The sequence below is a fragment of the Enterococcus sp. LJL99 genome (genome assembly GCF_054871725.1).
The window spans coordinates 212,314-233,844 of sequence record NZ_JBTXLT010000006.1 but is presented as its reverse complement, the minus strand read 5'-3'; the positions used below and the strand labels follow the sequence as shown (position 1 = coordinate 233,844).

The 21,531-nt window shown below is 33.0% G+C and carries 18 protein-coding genes and 1 pseudogene; 13 read left to right on the top strand and 6 right to left on the bottom strand.

Annotated elements, in window-relative coordinates:
* The first annotated feature begins 13 nt into the window (after positions 1–13).
* From lepB to ACYSNW_RS11185, 5 genes and pseudogenes are all read left to right on the top strand, one after another.
* Positions 14–718 (top strand): signal peptidase I, encoded by a 705-nt coding sequence (gene lepB / locus ACYSNW_RS11205; RefSeq protein ID WP_461744585.1) that lies wholly within the window; start codon positions 14–16, stop codon positions 716–718.
* Positions 719–745: 27 nt separating this feature from the next.
* Positions 746–3,352, top strand: coding sequence for a YfhO family protein (locus tag ACYSNW_RS11200; protein WP_461744584.1), 2,607 nt, complete (start codon positions 746–748; stop codon positions 3,350–3,352).
* A gap of 18 nt (positions 3,353–3,370) precedes the next feature.
* On the top strand, positions 3,371–4,294 hold the full coding sequence (locus tag ACYSNW_RS11195) for a DUF5067 domain-containing protein (protein ID WP_461744583.1): 924 nt from the start codon (positions 3,371–3,373) through the stop codon (positions 4,292–4,294).
* Between the two features lie 8 nt (positions 4,295–4,302).
* A complete protein-coding gene (locus ACYSNW_RS11190) occupies positions 4,303–5,046 on the top strand; it encodes a hypothetical protein (RefSeq protein ID WP_461744582.1) in 744 nt (247 codons plus the stop codon).
* 247 nt (positions 5,047–5,293) lie between these two features.
* Positions 5,294–6,471, top strand: a pseudogene (locus ACYSNW_RS11185) (IS256 family transposase).
* Between the two features lie 28 nt (positions 6,472–6,499).
* On the opposite strand, the gene tnpB reads toward ACYSNW_RS11185, so the two are convergent.
* The 4 genes from tnpB to ACYSNW_RS11165 form a co-directional block, all read right to left on the bottom strand.
* Positions 6,500–6,865 (bottom strand): IS66 family insertion sequence element accessory protein TnpB, encoded by a 366-nt coding sequence (tnpB, locus tag ACYSNW_RS11180; protein ID WP_461744581.1) that lies wholly within the window; start codon positions 6,863–6,865, stop codon positions 6,500–6,502.
* A complete protein-coding gene (locus ACYSNW_RS11175; protein ID WP_461744580.1) occupies positions 6,862–7,062 on the bottom strand; it encodes a hypothetical protein in 201 nt (66 codons plus the stop codon). Before ACYSNW_RS11175 ends, tnpB begins: the two co-directional genes overlap by 4 nt.
* A gap of 400 nt (positions 7,063–7,462) precedes the next feature.
* On the bottom strand, positions 7,463–8,782 hold the full coding sequence (locus tag ACYSNW_RS11170) for a hypothetical protein (protein ID WP_461744579.1): 1,320 nt from the start codon (positions 8,780–8,782) through the stop codon (positions 7,463–7,465).
* 299 nt (positions 8,783–9,081) lie between these two features.
* Positions 9,082–10,119: a hypothetical protein gene (locus ACYSNW_RS11165; RefSeq protein ID WP_461744578.1), complete on the bottom strand. Its 1,038-nt coding sequence runs from the start codon at positions 10,117–10,119 to the stop codon at positions 9,082–9,084.
* Between the two features lie 452 nt (positions 10,120–10,571).
* On the opposite strand from ACYSNW_RS11165, the gene ACYSNW_RS11160 reads away from it, so the two are divergent.
* The 6 genes from ACYSNW_RS11160 (at position 10,572) to ACYSNW_RS11135 (ending at position 19,064) form a co-directional block, all read left to right on the top strand.
* Positions 10,572–11,327: a gamma-glutamyl-gamma-aminobutyrate hydrolase family protein gene (locus tag ACYSNW_RS11160; protein ID WP_461744577.1), complete on the top strand. Its 756-nt coding sequence runs from the start codon at positions 10,572–10,574 to the stop codon at positions 11,325–11,327.
* 349 nt (positions 11,328–11,676) lie between these two features.
* The gene (locus ACYSNW_RS11155) at positions 11,677–13,032 is read left to right on the top strand and encodes an APC family permease (protein ID WP_461744576.1); all 1,356 of its coding nucleotides are present in this window, start codon (positions 11,677–11,679) and stop codon (positions 13,030–13,032) included.
* A gap of 115 nt (positions 13,033–13,147) precedes the next feature.
* Positions 13,148–14,464 (top strand): APC family permease, encoded by a 1,317-nt coding sequence (locus ACYSNW_RS11150; RefSeq protein ID WP_461744634.1) that lies wholly within the window; start codon positions 13,148–13,150, stop codon positions 14,462–14,464.
* Positions 14,465–15,030: 566 nt separating this feature from the next.
* Positions 15,031–16,488, top strand: coding sequence for an amino acid permease (locus ACYSNW_RS11145; RefSeq protein WP_461744575.1), 1,458 nt, complete (start codon positions 15,031–15,033; stop codon positions 16,486–16,488).
* Between the two features lies 1 nt (position 16,489).
* Entirely contained in the window at positions 16,490–17,416 is a 927-nt protein-coding gene (glsA, locus tag ACYSNW_RS11140) for a glutaminase A (protein ID WP_461744574.1), read from the top strand.
* A gap of 199 nt (positions 17,417–17,615) precedes the next feature.
* Positions 17,616–19,064 (top strand): MDR family MFS transporter, encoded by a 1,449-nt coding sequence (locus ACYSNW_RS11135; RefSeq protein WP_461744573.1) that lies wholly within the window; start codon positions 17,616–17,618, stop codon positions 19,062–19,064.
* Between the two features lie 161 nt (positions 19,065–19,225).
* Here the strand turns inward: ACYSNW_RS11135 and ACYSNW_RS11130 are convergent, their stop codons facing one another.
* Complete coding sequence (locus ACYSNW_RS11130) at positions 19,226–19,705, bottom strand: GNAT family N-acetyltransferase (protein WP_461744572.1); 480 nt, start codon at positions 19,703–19,705, stop codon at positions 19,226–19,228.
* Between the two features lie 13 nt (positions 19,706–19,718).
* On the bottom strand, positions 19,719–20,603 hold the full coding sequence (locus tag ACYSNW_RS11125) for a bifunctional helix-turn-helix transcriptional regulator/GNAT family N-acetyltransferase (RefSeq protein ID WP_461744571.1): 885 nt from the start codon (positions 20,601–20,603) through the stop codon (positions 19,719–19,721).
* 201 nt (positions 20,604–20,804) lie between these two features.
* Here ACYSNW_RS11125 and ACYSNW_RS11120 point away from each other — a divergent pair, with 201 nt between their 5' ends.
* Both ACYSNW_RS11120 and ACYSNW_RS11115 read left to right on the top strand, forming a co-directional pair.
* Entirely contained in the window at positions 20,805–20,972 is a 168-nt protein-coding gene (locus ACYSNW_RS11120) for a hypothetical protein (protein ID WP_461744570.1), read from the top strand.
* Between the two features lie 162 nt (positions 20,973–21,134).
* Positions 21,135–21,377, top strand: coding sequence for a helix-turn-helix domain-containing protein (locus ACYSNW_RS11115; RefSeq protein ID WP_461744569.1), 243 nt, complete (start codon positions 21,135–21,137; stop codon positions 21,375–21,377).
* Positions 21,378–21,531 lie beyond the last annotated feature (154 nt).

The window sequence follows — 21,531 nt, the reverse complement described above, 5'->3', positions numbered from 1 at the left end:
TGAGGTAGAGTGAATGACGCAGCATAAAAGAAAAAGAGAGCACGTACAAAAATCATCTGTAAAACAAAAAAAGGAAACCACCAAACGTACAAAAAAGGGTAAAAAAAAGAAATCAAAACAAAAAAATAATTTTTTTATACAGATGAAAACAGCCAAAGGACGAAAAAAAATTGCTAAAAAAGTAATCGCTACATTAAAACAAAAAGAAACGCTACTGTTAATTGCATTATTTTTCATACTGTTGCTTTTTTTTATAAATTTCGGTAGAGACAAAGTGGATGGCCAATCTATGGCCCCAACGTTTGAAACAAATGATCGAATCATTCTAGCGAAACATACGGAACCTTCACGGTATGCAATTATTTCATTTGAGGCTACCTACGAAAAAGATACCTCTTATGTGAAGCGTATTATTGGTCTACCAGGTGATAGAATAGGTGTCAATGGAACAAAATTATATTTGTTACCACGTGAAAATGAAAAAGATAATCTAGCGGATGAGCGGTCAGATGGAACAATTAGTATTGATGTCTCTGAACTAGTTGCTAAAGAATTAAGTGAATATGAACGAATCCCTGAGAATATGTATTTTGTACAAGGAGATAATCGGTTGCATTCTGACGATAGTAGAGTGTTTGGTTTAATCAACAAAAAACAAATTGAGGGTGTTGTTGTTTATCGCTATTACCCATTCTCTAGAATCGGGACAGTTCATTAAATCCATAAATTGAAAGAGAGAACAATTATGAAAAAGATTTGCAAATTTTTTAAAGAAAATTATTTAGTTATTGGATGTAGTTTTTTATTGCCTATTCTGTTATTAGGAATCGCCTACTACAATATCGGTATCTATCCTGGGAGTGCCAAAAGTATACTTGCTACGGATTCTTTTTCTCAGTATGCTAATTTTCATGCAAGTTTAAAAAATGTCTTACTGGGGAAACAAAGTATTTTTTATACGTGGTCAGGTTCATTGGGATTAAATTTTTGGGCATTAACTGCATATTATTTAAATGGTATTTTTACGCCACTCGTTCTTTTTTTTGATAATTCAAATATGCCAGATGCATTGTATTTTTTGACATTATTAAAATTTGGAGCTAGTGGAGTTGCTTTTTGGTTTTTCGCACATGATACTTTTAAAGTGAATCGATGGATAATTGTTGGCTTAAGTGTTTCTTATTCTTTAATGTCCTTTTCTGTGGGGTATTCAGAAGTAATTATGTGGCTAGATACATTTGTCTATCTTCCACTAATTGTTTTAGGAATTAATCGCGTATTTTTAAATAAATCGCCAATTCTTCTTTTCATTAGTTCTTTGTTGCTATTTTTGTCGAGCTATTATATGGGGTTTATGGTAGGTGTATTTACATTTCTGTATGCAATTATTCGTGCAGTTTGTTATGAAAATAAAAATAAAAAAGGATTTCTTCGGTATCTTTTTACGTCAATTTTAGCTGGTGGAGCCTCAATGCTTACGATCTTACCAGCCATTATTGATTTGAGGACAAACGGGGAAAGTCTCACGTCAATTTTCTATTATGTACTTACACCAGATGTAGGTCCTTGGGATCTTATTGCTAAAAATATGGTAGGTGCTTACGATACTTCCAAATTTGAAAGTATGCCATTTGTGTATATTGGTTTGGTACCACTAATTTTTTTCTTTTATTACTTTTTTACAAGAAGAATAACATGGAAAGAAAAAATTGGCTATGGATTACTGAATTTATTGCTTGTTGCTAGTATATATTTGTATCCATTAAACTTATTTTGGCATGGCTTTCATACACCTAATATGTTTCTCTTTCGATTTAGTTTTTTAATTTCTTTTTTGGTTATTTTATTGGCGGGTTATGGACTAGAAAAATATACGAAAGAAGACAGTTCTTTTCTATTGAACCTAATTTTAGCTATTTGTGGAGTCTTTCTTCTTTATGTATTTTTAGCGAATAAAAAAAGGTATGATATTCTCTCGATAGAATCGCTCGTGGTCACAATTTCGCTACTATTTATTTATTTAGCACTCTGGCTTTGGCTTGATTCAGGGAAAAAGGGTAGTAAATGGGTACCGATGCTCATCATGTTTTTTATGGTATTTGAAGCGGGTATAAATTCAAAGGATATGATTTTAGGAATTTCAAATGATTGGGGATATCCAAACAGGGAATTATATACTGAGAATTACGAAGAAATAAATACTCTTGTTAAAGAGGCTGAGAGTAGGGAAGAAAATTTTTTTAGGATGGAGAACATAAGTGCTAATTCTCCGAATACTAGTTTCAATTATGGATTCCATGGAGTATCGATGTTTTCATCCATTCGTAATAGACACTCATCTGAATACTTACATGCCTTAGGATTTCGCTCGTTAGGAACAAATCTTACAATTAATTATGAGAATAATACGTTATTGGCGGATGCATTACTAGGAATAAAATACAATTTAGCAAAAGAGGATGTAATGAAATTTGGCTATAAAAAAGTAGCTACAGAAAAACACTATACATTATATCAAAATCAATATGCCCTTCCACTTGGAGTGCTTACCGATGATAAAATTTATGGAGCATCTGCTGTAAAAAATCAAACAGAATTATTTAATCATTTGGCTGGAGTGGGAGACGAATTATTTAGTTTTGGTGAGGCAACTCTTATTAATAGTAAAAATTGTCTTGTAACGGAAGAAGATAAAAAATTAATAATTGCCGAAAAAGAACCTGGATTGAGTAAAGAATTAACATGGTTGGTAACAATTCCGGCAAAAACACAAGGATACCTTAGCCTTGTTCCTACTGATTTTACAAAAAGTTCTGGGGTAAAAGTAGATGCAAAAATACAAGGTGTAAACAGAAGAACTGATTTGTCTGCTACAGGTCAGTACTATAATCTAGGATATTATGAAGAGCCAACAACAATGGAAGTCACGGTTACTTTTTCTGGTGGGAATTACCAACAAGCGGTAGAAATTTATCGTCCAGATGCGGTATTTTTAGATACTGTAAAATTTGCAGAAACAGCGAAAAAAATTCAAGAAAAGGGCGTGGACTTTAAAGTTGATGGGCGACATGCGAAAACAACTATAACGAGCAAAAAAAATCAAGTTCTTTTGACAACCATTCCTTACGATAAAGGTTGGCGTGTATCTATTGATGGTAAAAAGGCCGAAATAACAACATTTAAAGATGCTTTTTTAACAATTTCACTCCCAGAAGGCACACACACGATTGAATTTACATTTTTACCGCAAGGATTCATTATTGGTTTGTCACTCTTTATTAGTTGCACGGGGATATTTGTAATATATGTCTGGCGGCTTAATAAGAATAAAAGTAAGAACAATAACAAATAAAAGGCTGGAGAGGGTACTATGAAATGGAAAAAAGTACGAATCGTTCAAATTGTTTTTTTGACGGTTATTGTATCAGCGTGTTCAAAAAATAGTACGGAAAAAACGATCTTTGAAGCAAATAATAGTGAATATTCGTTCCAATTTTTTAAGGGATGGAGTCAATTAGATGAGTCGGAAAATACGATAAATGAAGAAGCGGTTTTTCAGGCCGAAGATGATAGTAGTAAAGCGGTCATGTTTATTCGGGCGCAACAAAGTAAGCAGTTAAGTGAAAAAGAATTAGAAAAAAAAATTGATAACCAGTTAACACCTATTTATCAACTAGATGTTGCTGAGAAAAAAAGTTTTAAAACAGCTAATTATGAAGGAATCAGCTATAAGATACCAAGTGTATACGAACAAAAAGCTGTATGGCTTTACATGTATTTTATTTCGACTGAAACAAATATCATCAATTTTCAGTATTATTTTCCTAAAAATAATAGTGTAGCAAAATTAGAAGAAACGGCACTTGAATCAGTTGAAAGTTTGAAACTTGAAAAAAAAGGAACAGTAACTGAAGAAAGTACTCGCCAAGAGATGAAAGGTGTACAACAAGTAGAACAAGATAATGTATATTTACAAGTTACTGGAAATAAGGTAGAAGAATCAACATTAATTCTACGATATGTCGTAACAAATCAATCAGATCATGCTGTTGTTCCTTTGGCGTTTTGGCAGGAATTAGTTACTACGACTTCAGGTCAAAATACGTTAGAAATGGATGGTTCAAATCAAGAGGATACAGAATTGAATTACCTTATTACAAAAAGCCAACAAAAAATTGAACCGGGTAATTCTGTGGAATGTGCAATTGTCTATAAACTTCCTAATGAAAAAGAAGCCATTAAAGTACAGCTAGGGAATCAGAAAGATCCTTTAACTATGACAATAGAAAGGTAAGAAGAAAGTTGACGAAGAAAATAAATAAGTGTCTATTCATCATATTCAGTCTATTTGTTATTACAGCTTGCACGAATAAAAATAAGTCCACTGCAACTGTTCAGGTGGATTCAAAAGATAAACAATTTGTTTGGTGGAAAGATCGAGATCATGTCTTTGGCGAGTATAACTACTCAACTACCGATGAATCAGAGGCAAAAGAGGATCTAAAAAATATCTTTCAAGTTGAAACACTTCCTTTTTTTGATAAAGGAAGAAAACTTGTTAGAGAAGCGTTGCTTATAGAGAACGTAACAGAACAGCCAGAAGTTTATAAATTTAATTCAGATAAAAATACGCTTCAATATTTAAGTGTAATAGGGTTTAAAAACACTGAAGGAAAGTACCTATCTTATGGAACGGTTACGGAAAACTATGAATTTATTAAAGATTTAAATAAAGTAAAAATAAGTAGTCAACGGATTGAACTTGTAAATTCAACAAAATACAAACAATATAATGGAAAAGATCTAGAAGAGACGCTAAGACAACTTGCCAATTTACTTGAATTAGAGGACATTGATGAATTAATGCAACGGTTTGAACAACAAACGAAAGACAAAGAAAATTTAAGTAAGAAAAGTATCATTATTTACGATAGTGCAGATAAAGCAAAAGCAAATAAAACTTTCGGAAAAACGCTTTTAGTAGAATACAATGAAGAAGGTATTCTAGCTAGTATTTCTGCTATAACGGCTGATTTTAGAGAGTAAAGTAAATAGCTGAAAAGTCATTTAGTCAATAACAAACGGGAGTTTGTCGACTAATAGCATAGCAAATGTCTACCATTAATATTTGGAAGCAATTAAAAAAATACTTAATTTTTTTGGGGGGTTAAAGAAGTTAAGGTATTTTGATAGCGTAAAATATTTTGTGTAAATGAAAATATAGTATAAAAAAGAAAGTCCATTCTATAAAATTAAAGTTACGACAACAGAAATTTTATAGGAGGACTTTCTTATGACTCATTTTACAACAGAAATTATGGAAACACTAATCACCAAGGGTGATTTGGACGATTTATTTCTTCGTCATTTAGAATCAGCTATTAATTTATTATTACAAGCTGAATTAACAACGTTTCTTGACTATGAAAAGTATGATAGAGCGGGATTCAATTCAGGTAATTCCCGTAATGGAAATTATTCACGTACGTTTAGAACAGAGTATGGAGAATTGAACCTGGTAATTCCGAGAGACAGGAAAGGTGACTTTACCCAACAAACAGTACCTGCTTACAAAAGAACGAATGATTCTTTAGAAACGACAATTATCCAATTTTTTCAAAAAGGTATTACGATGTCTGAAATCTCTGAACTGATTGAAAAAATGTACGGTCATTATTATACGCCACAAACGATTTCAAGTATGAGTAAGCTTGTTTCTGAAGATGTTCTAGCTTTTAAAGAACGACCACTAGAAGCTAGATACTCAGTGATTTTTATGGATGCCACTCACATTCCTTTAAAAAGAAAAACAGTATCGAAAGAAGCCGTTTATATCGTGATTGGTATCCGTCTAGATGGCACCAAGGAGGTGCTATGGTTTACTATCTTACTATCGCTTCAACTGAATCTGCATATGTTTGGAAAGAGGTACTTCAAGACCTAAAACATCGTGGTTTAGAGGAAGTTTTATTAGTAGTAACGGATGGTTTAAGTGGTATTGCCGATAGTATTCATTGTATCTACCCAAATGCTCAATTTCAACAATGCTGTGTTCATGTCTCTAGAAATATTGCTCATAAAGTTCGAGTTACTGATAGAAAAGAAATCTGTGATGATTTTAAAATGGTTTATCAAGCTCTTTCAAAAGAAGAAGCAATTGACCAAATAGCTTTTATGACAGACAAATGGGAAAAGCAGTATCCGCGAGTAGTTGAATCACTCACGAATTCTGCTCTATTAACTTTTTATAACTTTCCCCCATCAATTAGAAGAACCATATACTCAACTAATTTAATTAAAGGATTTAACAAACAATTGAAAAAATACACAAAGAGAAAAGAACAATTTCCTAATGAAGAATCTCTGGAGAGATTCCTAGTTTCTCAATTCAATCAATATAATCATAAGTTTTCAAGTCGAATTCACAAAGGATTTAAAGAAATTCAAGATACATTAGAATCAATGTTTTAATTCGTAAATAATGGAATGGATTTTCCATTTACACATAATTCTTGACGCAACCTGAAGTGGCAGTATCTATTTTTTTCCGTTGATTGATACACAATCCTTCTAACAACCACCGAAGGTATTGCTGAGTCAAGTCTTTTAGTTCTGACCGTTTTCGTGGCCATTGGAGTTTTCCGTTTTCAAAACGTTTGTAGAGAAGAATAAATCCATCTCCTTCCCAATATAGTCCTTTAAATCGATCGGAACGATTTCCACAAAATAGAAATAATGCATTGGAATACACGTCTATTTCATATTGATCCATAATAATGGAGGCGAGACCATCGATACCACGTCGCATATCTGTTTTTCCGCAGACGATATAGACAGATTCTAGCTGTGTATAATCAATGATCATGAGAAATCATCCCCTCTAGTTGCTGCGTTTAAAATATAATTATTGCAGCCATTGTAAATAGTGAGTTCGATATTGTTCCTTTTAACTTGAAGTGCAACCTTTGGTTGACTAGTAGGAGAGATGCTTTGACTTGCGGATTGTTGTTTGTGTTCATCTGATTTTAAAGTGACTGGGACAATATCTTGAATTTTTTGCATATAAAAAACCTCCAATTATTCTTAGTTGATATAAGAATAACTAAAGGCTCCTTTTTATTAAAGATACTCTATTATTTCCCGATTACTGTACAAAAATAGGATTGAGCTGTCCAATGACTCGTACAAGCTCGATAGAAATTATGGTGTTGCGCAAGTTTTATAACAAGATGTAAATAGTTAAGGGAATCAAACTGAATTTTACTGATTTTTATTATGTTTTTAACAACTGATCGTTTTCTAAACGAAGAGTTCTTTTGTGCAGGTGTCAATGAGAAAAACAGCGTTTGATTTATTATTTGGTGTAACACTAGCGATAAAGAACAAAAAAGTCCAGAACAATGATTTTTTTGTTCTGGACTTTTTTTATTCAATTCATCAATCTTATTTGACAAGTAAAAATTTATTTATTGAATTCGGCATCATAGTAGTAATTCACAGTGTATTCATTACTATCCTTTGTAATTTCAAAATCTGAGGTATCAACTTCAATTAAATCATATTCTGCGGTAGGGTTAAACTTATACAGATGATCATTAACAACAAAAGTACTACCTATATCCATCTCAATAGTCTGTTTCTCAATGAGTTTGTATGATCCTTCTACACTGGTATCATAGTTCCAATAATTAATTATTACTGGTCTAACAAATTTAGTAGCAGTATTTGAAAATGTAATGATGTGTTGCCCGTTATTTTTAAGTTCTGTTTTTTCAAATTTATTCTTTTGACACTTCACACCAGCTCTAGTAGCAGTAATGGTTACTTCTTTTGGAGTTCCTTTTGATAAATCTCCTAAAAGTCCTCCTTGATCATTTAAATAAACACTTTCTGGTTCTGAAATCCAGTTGTAATTACTCGTATATTGCATATTTCTTGAGATACTAGCGTATTCTGTAACAAAGATAGGAATATTATCTGTAATAACAAATGGTGGATTTTTATATTCCTCACGAACCACAGCACCACGGTAAGCTCTTAACATTCTTTTATCAGCATGTAATGCAGATAAAGAACTGTTGATATCTGTTGAAATACCTGTGATAGAACTTCCTTCGTCTTCAGCCTGGATATGAGCAATAATTGAACGTGCTCCAGAAATTTTTCCTTCGCCGACTACAGTAGCACCTTTCCATGCATAAATATCACGGTAAGCATGGATACCAATACCATCACTACTTGTTCCTTTTAAAACTGAATCATAGTAAGGTTTAATGTCGTTTTCACAGTAGATTCCGTATTCAGCTCCTGTTGCTTCAACAGATCCGCCTTCCATTTGAATTTCATTATGAACGCGCAAACCGATTTTGTTAGCATTTGCTGTAACAGAACCTTTACCGTATTTTGCATGTTTAAAGGCTTTGAAATGATCACCTACAGTAATACCAACATCTTCTGTAGTATTAACATTCAATTGACCATTCCCTCTAAGTTCCAAGGTTTTTTTTGCTTGAATTTTATTGATATTTGCAGGTGTAGTATTATTTAATGTTACGGTAATCGTTTTTGAACTATAGATTGTACTAGTTTCATTTAAATCATATTCACCTTTTTTAGTTTTCAAGACATTTGTACCGTCAGCTTTAGTTGTGATTGTTGCATCATACCCTTTTAAATCGGTATTTCCAGTCAATACTTCAGCGGCGTTAGCTTTATATCCTCCCAACAGACTAAGACCTAAAACTACGAGTGAGACACTTAACTTCTTTTTCGTGTTTTTCATTTTTTTCCTATCTCTCCTTTATTAGTTATTGCTGATATTTCTACCAGTAAGAGGATTATAGCAAGAAATTTCTTGATTTTATTCCATGTTTTTGTCGATTAATGCAAAAAAATGCAATATTTTAAATATTTATTAAATAAATATTCCAGGTTATTTTAATCGACCTGTAATTTTGGTTAACCTAAAATAAACTCTTCGTATTTTCTAATAGTACAGAGAATACGGAGAGTTTGGTTTAAAAGTTAGCTTTTGTTACCAAATTATTTAAGCAGTCAATAGGTTCAAATGATGGGAGTATTTTACTTCCATCTTACAGGGATTCGTGCTTCACCACTATAATACATATTTTTGCCTGCACTTATTGACCAAGAAAAGCTTAAATATTTTTCATCACCAGTCAAATTATCCCATCGTACTTCGTCATTGCTAGTAAATTCATTATTACTATCTTTATCTGTAAAAGAGACATACTCCATAGTGCTGTTTTCAAATTGACTGGATAGAATCACTGGTTCATATAAGTTGTATGATTTTGTTCCTTTTTTTAATGTTACGGTATTTAAAGTTCCTACTGTATAAATTTCAATTGTAGTTAATTTCTTTAAGTCTGAAAGAACAGAAATATCCGTTAATGGTGTTCGGTTGATGGTATCTTCATCATCGTCAGCATTATCAATAACTAAATATTTTAGATTTTTATGATTTTTTAAATCATTTAGATTAGCATTATTTGCTAAGGAAATCGAGAACTCTTCTAAATTATTTATTGCATTGAGTTGACGTATGTCTGTTGCTGAGTAACAGTATTCTCCACCAATATATTTTAGATTGGGCATGTTTTCTATACCACTCAGATTGACATAAGGAGTACACCAATCATTGCCAATGCTCGTGACGTAATCCAACTGTTCTTGTGTATAGATGTTATAGGTATCTAGTACCATTTCTTCTAGTTCTTCTTGTTTAGAAAATTGTTTCAATTTGTTACTGTATTCTGTTTCTAACTTCTCAAATTTTTCTTTATAATCTTTATCAAGGGCTTCAAATTCATTATCAGGAGCTTCTTTGTTATCTAGTAATTCTCTTTCTTGTTCGAACCATGATTCTAATTCCATATTTTTTTTGTCGAACTCTGTTTTTGCTAAACCAGAGACCGTTTGATATTTTTCAGGAATATAGTTCCGATTTAGAAAACGAGAGAGGGTTTCTCGTGAATCATAATATCCAATTTGTTTATACTCAGACTCAACAGCTTCTACTACAGAAAAATTAAACAAACCTAAAACAAACACGCCCAAAACTAAAAATACACCAATTTTCTTCCCATTTTTTGTCATAAAAACTCCTCCTATTTTGCATCTAGTTAATTATATCGTACTTAGCGAAAAAGCTTCTCTCAGATTTTATTTAAAGAGAGAAAAAAAATGCAATATTTTAAATACATTTAAAATATTGGTTAGATTTAGAACAAATCATTGCGTATTCTTTGATTTTGAAAAGGAGTAATTAATCAAAAGCTAGAAGCAAAGTTCTTTTGAGTACATGCTTCGTCTTGATTAACTAACTTTTTGTGTAATTTCCAATTTTATGAAAGTGAAATGGAAAAAATAAAAAAAAAAAAAAATAAGTATTTATTTATACTAAGAGAGTAAAAAAGAAATCTTTCACAAATTTGGGATTTTTTCTTTGTTGGAATAGTTTAAATAAGTTTTTATTTGTCTTGTTGCTTCTAGATTTCGTACGTTGAAAGTTGGTTTGTGAAAAGTTTTTAAAAGAGAGGATATTTAGTATGAGAAAACCACGTATTGCTATTATTGCAGATGTTATTTTAAGAGATGCGAGTGCTTTAAGTTTATTTCACTCTGATTATGCGACAGGAGCTGTTTGTGATTCAATCAGCCTTGCGGGTGGCTTACCTGCAATTTTACCGATTTGTGATAGAGAGGTCTTGAGTGAAAATATAAAAGAGTATATGGAAATTTTTGATGGTTTTTATTTTGTCGGTGGTGCTGATATTGATCCTCAGTTTTATGGCGAGTCGCCTATTTGGGGTTCGGGGAATTTTGATACTGAAAAGGATTATTTTGAAATTAGTTTGCTGAATGCGGCATTTGAACATAAAAAAGCGATTCTAGGAAATTGTCGTGGAATTCAATTAATCAATGTTGCACTTGGCGGTAGTATTCATCAAGATATACAGACCCACAATCCAGAATTCTTTATCAAACATGAAAATTACAATGCAACAAGCCCTGCTCATAAGCCATCTCATTATGTCACCGTTGAAAAAGATAGCTTATTATTCCCAATCATAGGTGAAAAAGCATTTGTTAATTCTCGTCATCATCAAGCAATCAAAGAGTTGGCTGCACCGCTTAGAGTCATAGCTAAAAGTCCAGACGGCTTGATCGAGGCTGTTCAAACAAAAGAGGATGATCAAATCGTAGCGGTTCAATGGCATCCAGAAAATTTATGGCCAGCAAATCCTAAAATGCTTGCAATCTATGAAGATTTTATTGCACGAGTGAAAAAAAGAATGAATTAAAAGATGGATGATGGTTGAGAATCGAAGACGAAGGTAACGTTAATTTTGCTTCGACCCCTAAATTTGAATCAATGATTCGTCTCATTCTCAACTTGATTTAATAGATTTGTTTATTCGATCCGAAAAGATCGCGAAAATCATCAAGTTTCAAAAAAAGTTGCTTGTTACTTGTCGTTAGAGATAAAAAGAAGCAGAAGTGATGAATTAAAGAAAAAATGGAATTACAATACATGTATTTGTTTAGCAATTTGAGTTATTCATTGCATGTGATCGTTAGAAATTATAGTTCTTAAAGTTGTTTAACAATGTTACTTCTTCTTTTGTTTTCAGAAGAAAGGATGAAATAAAAATGGAAAAAACTCAAGGAGCATCGTCATCAAGCTCTTCAATCAAAAAATTGTCATTTTTCTCAATATTTCTGTTAGGGATTAATGGGATTATTGGTTCAGGAACGTTCTTATTACCGCAACAAATTTATCAAGATGCTGGAGTCTTTTGGGGCGTTATTTGTATTCTAGCTGCCGGAATTTCTACCACTCTAATTGCACTTTGTTATGCAGATTTGTCGGGGCGTTTTTCAGAATCTGGCGGGGCTTGGTTGTATTCTTATCATGCCTATGGAAAATTTGTCGGCTTCGAAGTTGGTTTCTTTATGTGGTTTGCAGGTGTTGTTTCAATTTCAGCTGAAATTGCTGCGTTAATCCGTGTATTTAAGAATCTTGTTCCTAGTTTAAATAATCAATGGGTTTCATTAGTTGTAGGGATTGCACTAATTTTTATTTTAGGGGCAATCAATTGGTTTGGCGTAAACATGGTTAAATTAGTCAGTAATGTTTCTTCAACATTAAAATTGCTGACAATCATTGGCTTTATTATTGTGGGAGCCTTCTTTTTGAAAAGCGTTAATTTCGCGCCTATGGTTCCAGAAAAAATGGCTTCATCTGCTGGGCTATTTAAAAACATCAGTAGTACCTATAGTGTAGTTTTCTACATGTTTACTGGTTTTTCATTTTTACCCATCGCGGCTAGACAAATGAACAACCCACAGAAAAATTTACCGAAAGCTTTAGTTACGATTATGTTGTCGATTATTGTGATTTATTCAGCGGTCCAAATCGTAGCAATCGGTGTTTTGGGTCCAGAATTAGCGAAAACAACGATTCCAGTGGCTCTTGCAATGAAAAAAATGTTGGGTGACTGGGGCTATTATCTAATTATCGCTGGAAGTACCGTTTCAACCTTTGGACTAGCGTTTACATCTTCTTTTGATGTACCGATTATTGCTTCTTCATTGGCGAATGAACATAAATTATTACCAGCATTTTTCGGTAAAACAAATAAACACGGTGCGCCATATTTTTCCATTATTTTGACAGTTATCATTAGTTCATTTTTACTTTCAACAGGTAGTTATGTCTTTTTAGCAACGTGTATGGTTTGTGCGAACTTCGTACAATACGTTCCAACGATTTTAGCTACAATTAAATTCAAAAAAAATAATCAATACCCAACACAAGGCTTTCATTTAAAAGGTGGCATTTTAGTTCCCGTCTTAGCGTTGATTGGTTCATTATATTTATTAGTTGGTTTTAATTTTAAAGTAATCTTAGTAGCAATTTCTGTATTTGTGATTGGTTTAATTATTTATCTAATTGAAAATCATTCAGATAAAAAAACTCAACAAAGTCAAAGTAGTAAAAATTAAGTAAGTAAAAATCTCTAATTATAAGAGAGAAGGAGAGGATCATATGGCTACAGGAAATACAAATCAATCGGCACCAGTCGCTAGTACGACTAAAGCGCCGACTGATAAAAAGAAAATGACGTTTATTTCGATTTATTTTTTAGGAATCAATGCAATTGTTGGTTCAGGAGCCTTTTTACTACCGCAACAAATTTATAAAAATATTGGGGTAATGAGTATCTTGGTTCTGTTTACTGCAGCGATTACGGTTAGTATGGTTGCCTTATGTTATGCAGATTTGTCAAGTCGTTTTTCAGGTTCAGGGGCTGCGTGGCTTTATTCGTACAATGCGTTTGGGAAATTCACTGGTTTTCAAATTGGACTGTTTTCATGGTTTTTAGGCTGTTTGACCTTGTCAGCAGAAGTAATCGCCTTGTTGAGAACCTTAAAAAATATTTTTCCTGTATTGGATAATCCGATTATTCAATATGCGTTTCCTATTTCATTGATTGTTATCTTGGCAATTATTAACTTTTTCGGTACGAGTATTGTAAAAATGATCAACAGTGTTTCATCTACATTCAAAATCGCAACAATTATCTTTTTCATTGTTGTGGGTGTATTCTTTATGAAATCAGCTAATTTTACTCCTGTTGTTCCAGCAAGTGTGACAGGAACGGGTAGCTTTATTGGTCATTTTGGGGCAGCATTTAGTGTAGTATTTTATATGTTTACTGGTTTTTCATTTATTCCAGTTGCGGCTTCTCAAATGAATAATCCAGAGAAAAACATTCCCAAAGCGTTAATTGCTGTCATGATTAGTGTCACTGTTTTATATGTATTAGTTCAATCAATCGCGATTGGGATTTTAGGTTCAAGCATTGTGAAATATGATATTCCAATTGCACAAGCATTGAATTCATCCATTGGTCATTGGGCATATATTTTAATCATCATTGGAATGATTGTTTCAATTTTTGGTGTAGCGTTCGCCGTTTCGTTCAGCACACCAGCTTTAGCTGCTTCATTATCAAATGAACACAATTTATTGCCTAAAGCATTAGGTAAAACGAATAAATATGGCGCACCATTCGTCGCTGTTTTAGTAACTTCTGCAATTAGTATTTGCTTAGTATCATTCAACTATCTATTTTTAGTGACTTGTATTGTTTTAACATCATTTATCCAATATGTACCTTCTGTTTTGGCGGTAATCAAATTTAAACATACGAAACAATTTCCAAACAATGGTTTTTCTTTAAAAGGTGGCTATACGGTTCCAATCATTGCCCTATTGATTTCTAGTTACTTGCTAACAAACTTCAATTTAAAAGTATTATTAGTAATTGCTGTTGTCTTTATTTTAGGAGTGATTGTGTACTTTACTAGTATTAAAGGAAAAGATGAACCCGCATCAGTGACAAATTCAAAAACGGTCCCAGTAAAAAAATAACTTTAGTAAAAAAATAGGACATCAATATTGAAAAGTAATGGGAAAATGAACTGTTGGCAGAAGTGAAAGATACTCTGGTCAATATTCATGAACTCATTATTTTTCAATGTTAAAAAAATTTATGCATAGATTTGGTGAAACAAAAGTGAAAACACTTTTGTTTTATCTTCTAAAATCTAATGAATCGCGTAAATCAATCAGAATTTCGGTAATTTCCAAACCATCACTCATTGCAAAGCGCGCAATAAGTGATGGTTCATCCAATTACTCGATTCTAATCGATTGATTTATAACCTTGATAAACGGTATAAATCAATCAGAATCTCGGGAATTTCCAAATCATCACTCATTGCAAAGCGCGCAATAATTGATGTTTCGTCCAATTACTCGATTCTAGTCGATTGATTTATAACCTTGGTAAACGGTATAAATCAATCAGAATCTCGGGAATTTCCAAAGCATCACTCATTGCAAAGCGCGCAATAATTGATGTTTCGTCCAATTACTCGATTCTAGCCGATTGATTTATAACCTTGGTAGAAAAGATATTTTAAGGAGAGAATATTTTGAATAACGGAAATAATACACCAAAGAAAAATTTATCATTTTTTGGCTTTTTAGCAATTACGATTTCGATGGTCGTGGCTTTATATGAATATCCAACGTTTGCAACATCAGGTTTTAGTTTAGTTTTCTTCTTATTATTAGGCGGAATTTTATGGTTTATTCCGGTTGCTTTATGTGCTGCCGAAATGGCAACAATTAAAGGATGGGAAAAAGGTGGCGTTTATACGTGGGTCGGTAATACTTTAGGTAAACGCTTCGGATTTGCGGCAATTTTCTTTCAATGGTTTGAAATTACAGTGGGCTATTTGACGATGCTTTACTTTTTAACTGGTGCATTGTCTTATGCGACTGGAATTTCAGCGATTCAAGATAATAAATATGTGAAATTACTTGTTTTATTAGCTATTTTTTGGGCAATTTTACTGTCACAATTAAAAGGAACAAAATATACTTCATTGATTGCTAGAATTGGTTTTGTTGCTGGGATTTTATTGCCAGCCTTGATTTTATTTGCATTAGGTGTTCACTATATTGCTTCTGGTGCGCCATTACAAACAACCATCTCAATGAAAACTTTTGTACCCGACTTCTCACAATTACCAACTTTAGTGGTTTTTGTATCGTTTATCTTAGCTTACATGGGTGTCGAAACGTCAGCGAGTCATGCGAATGACTTAGATAATCCAAAGAAAAATTATCCATTAGCGATGTTAGTGTTAGTTATCTTAGCTATTATTTTAGATACAGTCGGTGGAATGACAGTTGCTTCCACTGTGCCGCAAAAAGGGTTATCATTGAATACAGGGGTTATTCAGTCTTTAGAATTTTTACTGAAAAATCTTGATCCTAGTTTAGCTTGGGTTGCTAAAATCTTAGCACTTTTAGTTTGTTTAGGCGTTATTGGCGAAATCGCTTCTTGGGTGACTTCTCCTTCCAAAGCATTGCATGTTGCGGCTGAAGATGGCTTATTACCAAGTGCCTTTGCCAAAGAAAATAAACATGGCGTACCAGCGAATTTAATGTTTGTACACGGAATCGTAGCGTCTATTTGGGCAACTGTTTTCACCCTAAGTGGTGGCGGAAATAATTTATCTTTCTTAGCAGCATTATCATTAACAGTAGTAATCTACTTGATGCTTTATTTCTTATTCTTTATCGGTTATTTAAAATTAGTTCACTCAAAAAATACTTACGAAAAATCATATGAAGTTCCAGGCGGAAAAGTAGGGAAAACGATTATTGCCGTTGCTGGTTTATTGACATCTATTTTTGCTTTCGGTATTTCTTTTGTTCCACCTTCTAGTTTACCAGCAAATGAACATCAAACATATGAATGGATCTTGGTCGTTTCTTATATAGTCGTATTGGTTATCCCATTTACAATCTATGCGTTCCATCACAAATTTAAACAACCAACAACTGATTCAACAGCAGCAAAAACAACAGGAGGAAATTAAAATGAATCAAAAAACCTTAGATACTTTTGTTCAAGCGAATCTTCATTTTTGTGAACAAGGAAAAGTTGCCGACTATATTCCTGCCTTAGCACAAGTCGCTCCAAATCAATTAGGGATTGCTATTTATAATTGTCAAACCAACGAAATGCTTTCTTCTGGTGATGCGACGGTTCGTTTTGCAATTGAAAGTATGTCAAAAGTGCCTGTTCTATTATTAGCAATTGAAGATAATGGAATCGAAGGGGTATTAAAAAAAGTCAATACAGAGCCAACAGGTTTTGCCTTTAACTCAATTTTAAATATGGAGATCAATCATGATTCGCGTCCGCTAAATCCTTTTGTCAATGCAGGTGCGATTGCAACAAGTTCCTTAGTAAAAGGAAAAAATAATCAAGATCGTTTTGAGCGCATTTTATCTTTTATGAAAGAACTTTGTGATGATGACGGTATTATTTTAAATGAAGAAATTTATACATCAGAGTCAAGAACTGGCGATATCAATCGATCATTAGCTTACTATATGAAAGGGAATCAAATGATTGAAGGCGATGTAGATGAGATTTTGGATGTTTATTTCAAACAATGTTCGGTTGAAGTAACGGCACAAGGAATTGCAAAAGCGGCCGCTGTTTTAGCCAATGGTGGTGTTGCCCCTTGGAATCAAAAACAATTAGTATCAAAAGAAGCAGCTACTTTGGTGAAATCAATCATGACAACGGCTGGTCTTTATGATGAATCAGGAGAATTTTCAGCGCATGTGGGCATTCCTGCTAAAAGTGGTGTCGGTGGTGGTTTATTAGGTGTTGCACCGAAAAAATTCGGCATCGGTGTCTTCAGTCCGCCGTTAGATAGTTGTGGCAATAGTACTGCTGGCGTCAGATTGTTAAGAGATGTTGTCGATGTTTTAGACCTAAATATATTTGAATGATTTAAGTGCAAAAAAATGACTAGCTAAAGGGAATTGCTATATAATAGGGGCTGAAGCAAAATGAATTTTTTGTTTTAGTCCTTTAAAAAATTAGCGCAAGATAGAGCTTATTTGGAAATAGTTCGTCACTATTATTGACAGACGACTGTAGTTAAATTTTTTTGTTGCTCTGGAATAAAAAAAGAAAGTTGGCGTTCAAATGAAAGCTAATATACAAATGAATAATGGTAAATCGTATAATCGAACGATGCTAATGGTCGTCATTCTCCTAGGGGCTTTTTGTATTGTGATGAATCAAACGCTTTTGATTACCGCATATCCTACGATTATGAAGGACTTAAACATCAGTTTGGCGACGGTTCAATGGTTAACGACGTTATTTTTACTAGTTTCTGGCATCACTATTCCATTAACGGCTTATTTGATGAAACAAATTCAATCGAAATACCTATTTTTAACTGCTGTTAATCTCTTTTTAGTTGGTGTATTGATTTGTTATTTTGGACCAACTTTTTCGTTTCTGTTAGTAGGACGTTTATTTCAAGGGCTTGCTTCAGGAATTATGTTGCCGCTGATTCAATCAATGGTTCTAAATATGTTCGAAAAAGATGAACGAGGAGCAGCAATGGGCTTTGTAGGTTTAGTAATTGCTTTAGCACCAGCAGTAGGACCGACATTATCGGGTATACTTATTACGTATTTTAATTGGAAAATCCTCTTTTTGATCACGATTCCGTTGATTATTCTTTCAGAAATTGGTGCAGCTTTATTCTTTAAAATTAGTATTCCTTTAGAGAAAAGTAAACTAGATATCTTGTCTTTAATACTGTCAATCATCGGCTTTGGTGGTTTATTATATGGGATTAGTTTAATTAGTTCAAAAGGTTGGTCCTCAGTTGAAGTTTTGTCCTTATTAGGTGTAGGAATTGTGGTCTTAATTATCTTTGTTTTACGTGAATTACGTATTCCAAATCCTTTATTGGGCTTAACAGTCTTCAAATACCCAACTTTTTCAGTAGCAGTTTTTTTAAGTTCAATTTCTTATATGGCTCTTTTAGGGTTTGAATCGATTTTACCAGATTTCATTCAGAAAGTTCGTTTAGAAAGTCCGATTCATTCAGGTCTTATCCTTTTACCAGGTAGTATTGTGATGGGCATTATGAACCCCGTTACTGGGAAATTATTTGATCGCTATGGTGGTAGACTATTGATTCCAATTGGTTTATCTTTATTAAGTTTAGGAACATTACCTTTTCTTTTTATTAACACAACGACGCCAATAGTCCTGATTTCACTTTTTTATGCAATACGCTTATTTGGTATTTCGATGGTCTTGATGCCAGTAACGACCACTGGAATGAACGCTTTGCCAAATGAAATGATTAGTAACGGAACAGCGACTAACAATACCTTGAGACAAATTGCCAGCTCTTTTGGGACAGCAATTTTGGTGACTTTTTTATCTAGTAATACAAAAGTAGCCTCAACACAAGCATTAGCTGCCGGCAGTCCTTCTTTGCAACAAACACAGGTGCAAGTAAATGATTACCGTCATGCATTTACAGTCGCGTTTGTTTTCTGTTTAATTGCGTTAGCTAGTTCATTAATTATTTTTTTAAGAAAAAAGACCCTAAAGAAAATAACATAAAACGACTAAAAAAGTGATAGTCACTGAAATGGAACAAACATTTCAATGGCTATCACTTTTTTTGTTTAATTTTTCATGATGATAATTTGTGACATGCGTATCGAAATCAAGTCCTTTGATAAGGAGCAGGAGTAGCTTTAGTAGGTGTTTCATCGTAAGAGTCACTCCCGATTTTTTAGAAAATCACTCACAGTCAATTCAGCTTGATAATCACAACGTCCAGATTCATAGTCGTCGATTGTAACGGGAACTTCTTTAAAACCGAATTTTTGATAAATATGCAAAGCTGGTTTTAATTTTTTATTGGAATAAAGGACGATTTTATCTGCCTGATTTTCAATCGCATAATCCAAACAAGCTTGAAATACTTTTGTTCCTGCGCCTTTTCCTTGAAACTGTTCGTTGGTTGTAAATTTGCAGATTTCCCAAGTGTTGTGTTCCAATCTAAGAACCATACAGGTTGCTAGAACTTGTTCATTTTCAACAGCGAAAAAGACCATTGCTCCTTGTTCTAAATAATTCTCGACTTGATCTAATTGCTCTAAATCGTGTTGTTCGATTTTAAACAGTTTATTAATCCAATTTTTGTTCATATCAATAAATAGTTGTTTGTATTGTTCTTGATAACGAATGATTTTCATATGCGCTTCCTTCCTATGACAAATGCCATTCCCATTTTTCAATGATTTTTTTCGATTTTTGTTCAATGCTATGTGTTTCAATTAAAGAAAATCCTTGTTTTATAAATAAATTTCGAGCGGGTTGTTGTTGGCTGTCTACTAAAAGTTTAAGTGAATGAATTTGATTAGTCGTTGCATAGTCTACCGCTGTTTTTAATAGTTCCAAACCTAAGCCCATTCCCTGATAATCCGGTGTAACGAATAACCAACAAATTTCGGTTGTTTGTTTTAGCCCGATGCAACCAACAGTTTTGTGATTTACTTTTGCGAGCCAAAACTTATTCTCTGCATTAGGATCAATGAAAGAAGTTAAAGATAGAAGGAATTCTTTTTGATTGGCTGGCTCTTTTTTTAAGCCTATTGTTTGATGGTAGAGTGTAGCGATGAGGAGACTATCGTTCAAAGTCCCTTCAATTATTTCACAAAAATAATCTTGATGATAGGTTTCTTGAAATAATGCCATTGCATTTTCCAGACGTTTCTTTTCATTGAGTGAATAATCAGCTGTTTCGTCCCATAATCCTTCACGTACTTTTTTGACCTGATTCAAATGTAAATGGTTGCCTTTTTCAGTTAAAGAAATAGTAAAAGCTCTTTTATCTTCAGGATCAATCGAACGCTGAATTATCTGATTTTTTTCCAGCTTTTTAATGATTGTACTAAGTTGCCCTTTATTAATATCTAAATTTGCGACTAGTTCTTTGGCATTTAATGAGTCATGATCATAAATTTCAGCAACAATTCTGGCTTCATTTAAGGAAAAATTAGTGCTATAAAATTTATTGTCGAATTTTCCTAGTAATTTTGCATAAAAACGATTGAACATCCTGAATTGATCAATAAAACGAAAATCTTTCATAAAAACACCTCTCTTCTTGGATTTTACTTATAAGTTTAATTACGAAACTATTTTAGTTTAAAAAGTAAACTAAAATGTTTTGTTTACTATATCATAGACGAATCGGCTTTACAAGTGATGGCTATCGATTTTTTTAAGGAATGATGTTTTCGAAACTACTAGAATTCGGATTTTTCTTTATAGATTGAGGTTGGGACAAAAGTGTTTAGCTCCGAGAACCAAGTAGGTACGATGCATCATCGAATCACTACGTTCTTCGTGATTTATCGCAATAAGAAGGAATTTCCGAAAATTGTTCTTCAAATTTTTGGTAAATTTCGGATTATTTCTGAAGGAGCTGCTTTTGCACCACCGTTTGTTTGGTTTTAAGAGATAAAACAAAAGTGTTCTTTACTTTTGTTTCACCTACTTTAAAATTCCAGTTGCAGCTAGAAGATTCAATTGTCAACTTTGTACGGGTAAGGATGAAAGGATGACTCTTATATACTTTGATTAACTGTACAAGGTTAATTGAAAGGATGGGTGGAATAGATGACGTGTTCTGATGTCATTAAATTATGGCTTGAACGTTTATGTAGAGAAAGAAATTTATCAATCAATAAGCTTGCGACATTATCTGGTATTACACAATCAACAGTAGATAATATTATGAAAGGGAATACTAAAAATCCGAAATTGAAAACCTTACATAAATTAGCGACAGGGCTAGATATGACAGTATCTGAATTGTTAGATTTTCCTGAAATGAATGAGACGTTATTTGAGGATGAATGAATTTGATTATAATTATAGAGTCTTGCATATAGTAAAAGACGAGTAATGTTGGAAGCATTGATGTCTAGGTACATCTTAAAAGAATCTTTTAATTATTGAAAGGTTATCTATAATAAGTGGTTTTCTGTTTAAAGTAGTATATAATAGAAAAATG

Excerpts from the sequence above, each read along its gene's own strand:
- ACYSNW_RS11135 (WP_461744573.1), top strand. The coding sequence starts at position 17,616 with ATGAAAGCTAATATACAAATGAATAATGGTAAATCGTATAATCGAACG.
- ACYSNW_RS11170 (WP_461744579.1), bottom strand. The coding sequence starts at position 8,782 with ATGAAAAACACGAAAAAGAAGTTAAGTGTCTCACTCGTAGTTTTAGGT.
- ACYSNW_RS11195 (WP_461744583.1), top strand. The coding sequence starts at position 3,371 with ATGAAATGGAAAAAAGTACGAATCGTTCAAATTGTTTTTTTGACGGTT.
- glsA (WP_461744574.1), top strand. The coding sequence starts at position 16,490 with ATGAATCAAAAAACCTTAGATACTTTTGTTCAAGCGAATCTTCATTTT.
- ACYSNW_RS11200 (WP_461744584.1), top strand. The coding sequence starts at position 746 with ATGAAAAAGATTTGCAAATTTTTTAAAGAAAATTATTTAGTTATTGGA.
- lepB (WP_461744585.1), top strand. The coding sequence starts at position 14 with ATGACGCAGCATAAAAGAAAAAGAGAGCACGTACAAAAATCATCTGTA.
- ACYSNW_RS11160 (WP_461744577.1), top strand. The coding sequence starts at position 10,572 with ATGAGAAAACCACGTATTGCTATTATTGCAGATGTTATTTTAAGAGAT.
- ACYSNW_RS11175 (WP_461744580.1), bottom strand. The coding sequence starts at position 7,062 with ATGCAAAAAATTCAAGATATTGTCCCAGTCACTTTAAAATCAGATGAA.
- tnpB (WP_461744581.1), bottom strand. The coding sequence starts at position 6,865 with ATGATCATTGATTATACACAGCTAGAATCTGTCTATATCGTCTGCGGA.
- ACYSNW_RS11125 (WP_461744571.1), bottom strand. The coding sequence starts at position 20,603 with ATGAAAGATTTTCGTTTTATTGATCAATTCAGGATGTTCAATCGTTTT.
- ACYSNW_RS11150 (WP_461744634.1), top strand. The coding sequence starts at position 13,148 with ATGACGTTTATTTCGATTTATTTTTTAGGAATCAATGCAATTGTTGGT.
- ACYSNW_RS11130 (WP_461744572.1), bottom strand. The coding sequence starts at position 19,705 with ATGAAAATCATTCGTTATCAAGAACAATACAAACAACTATTTATTGAT.
- ACYSNW_RS11155 (WP_461744576.1), top strand. The coding sequence starts at position 11,677 with ATGGAAAAAACTCAAGGAGCATCGTCATCAAGCTCTTCAATCAAAAAA.
- ACYSNW_RS11165 (WP_461744578.1), bottom strand. The coding sequence starts at position 10,119 with ATGACAAAAAATGGGAAGAAAATTGGTGTATTTTTAGTTTTGGGCGTG.
- ACYSNW_RS11115 (WP_461744569.1), top strand. The coding sequence starts at position 21,135 with ATGACGTGTTCTGATGTCATTAAATTATGGCTTGAACGTTTATGTAGA.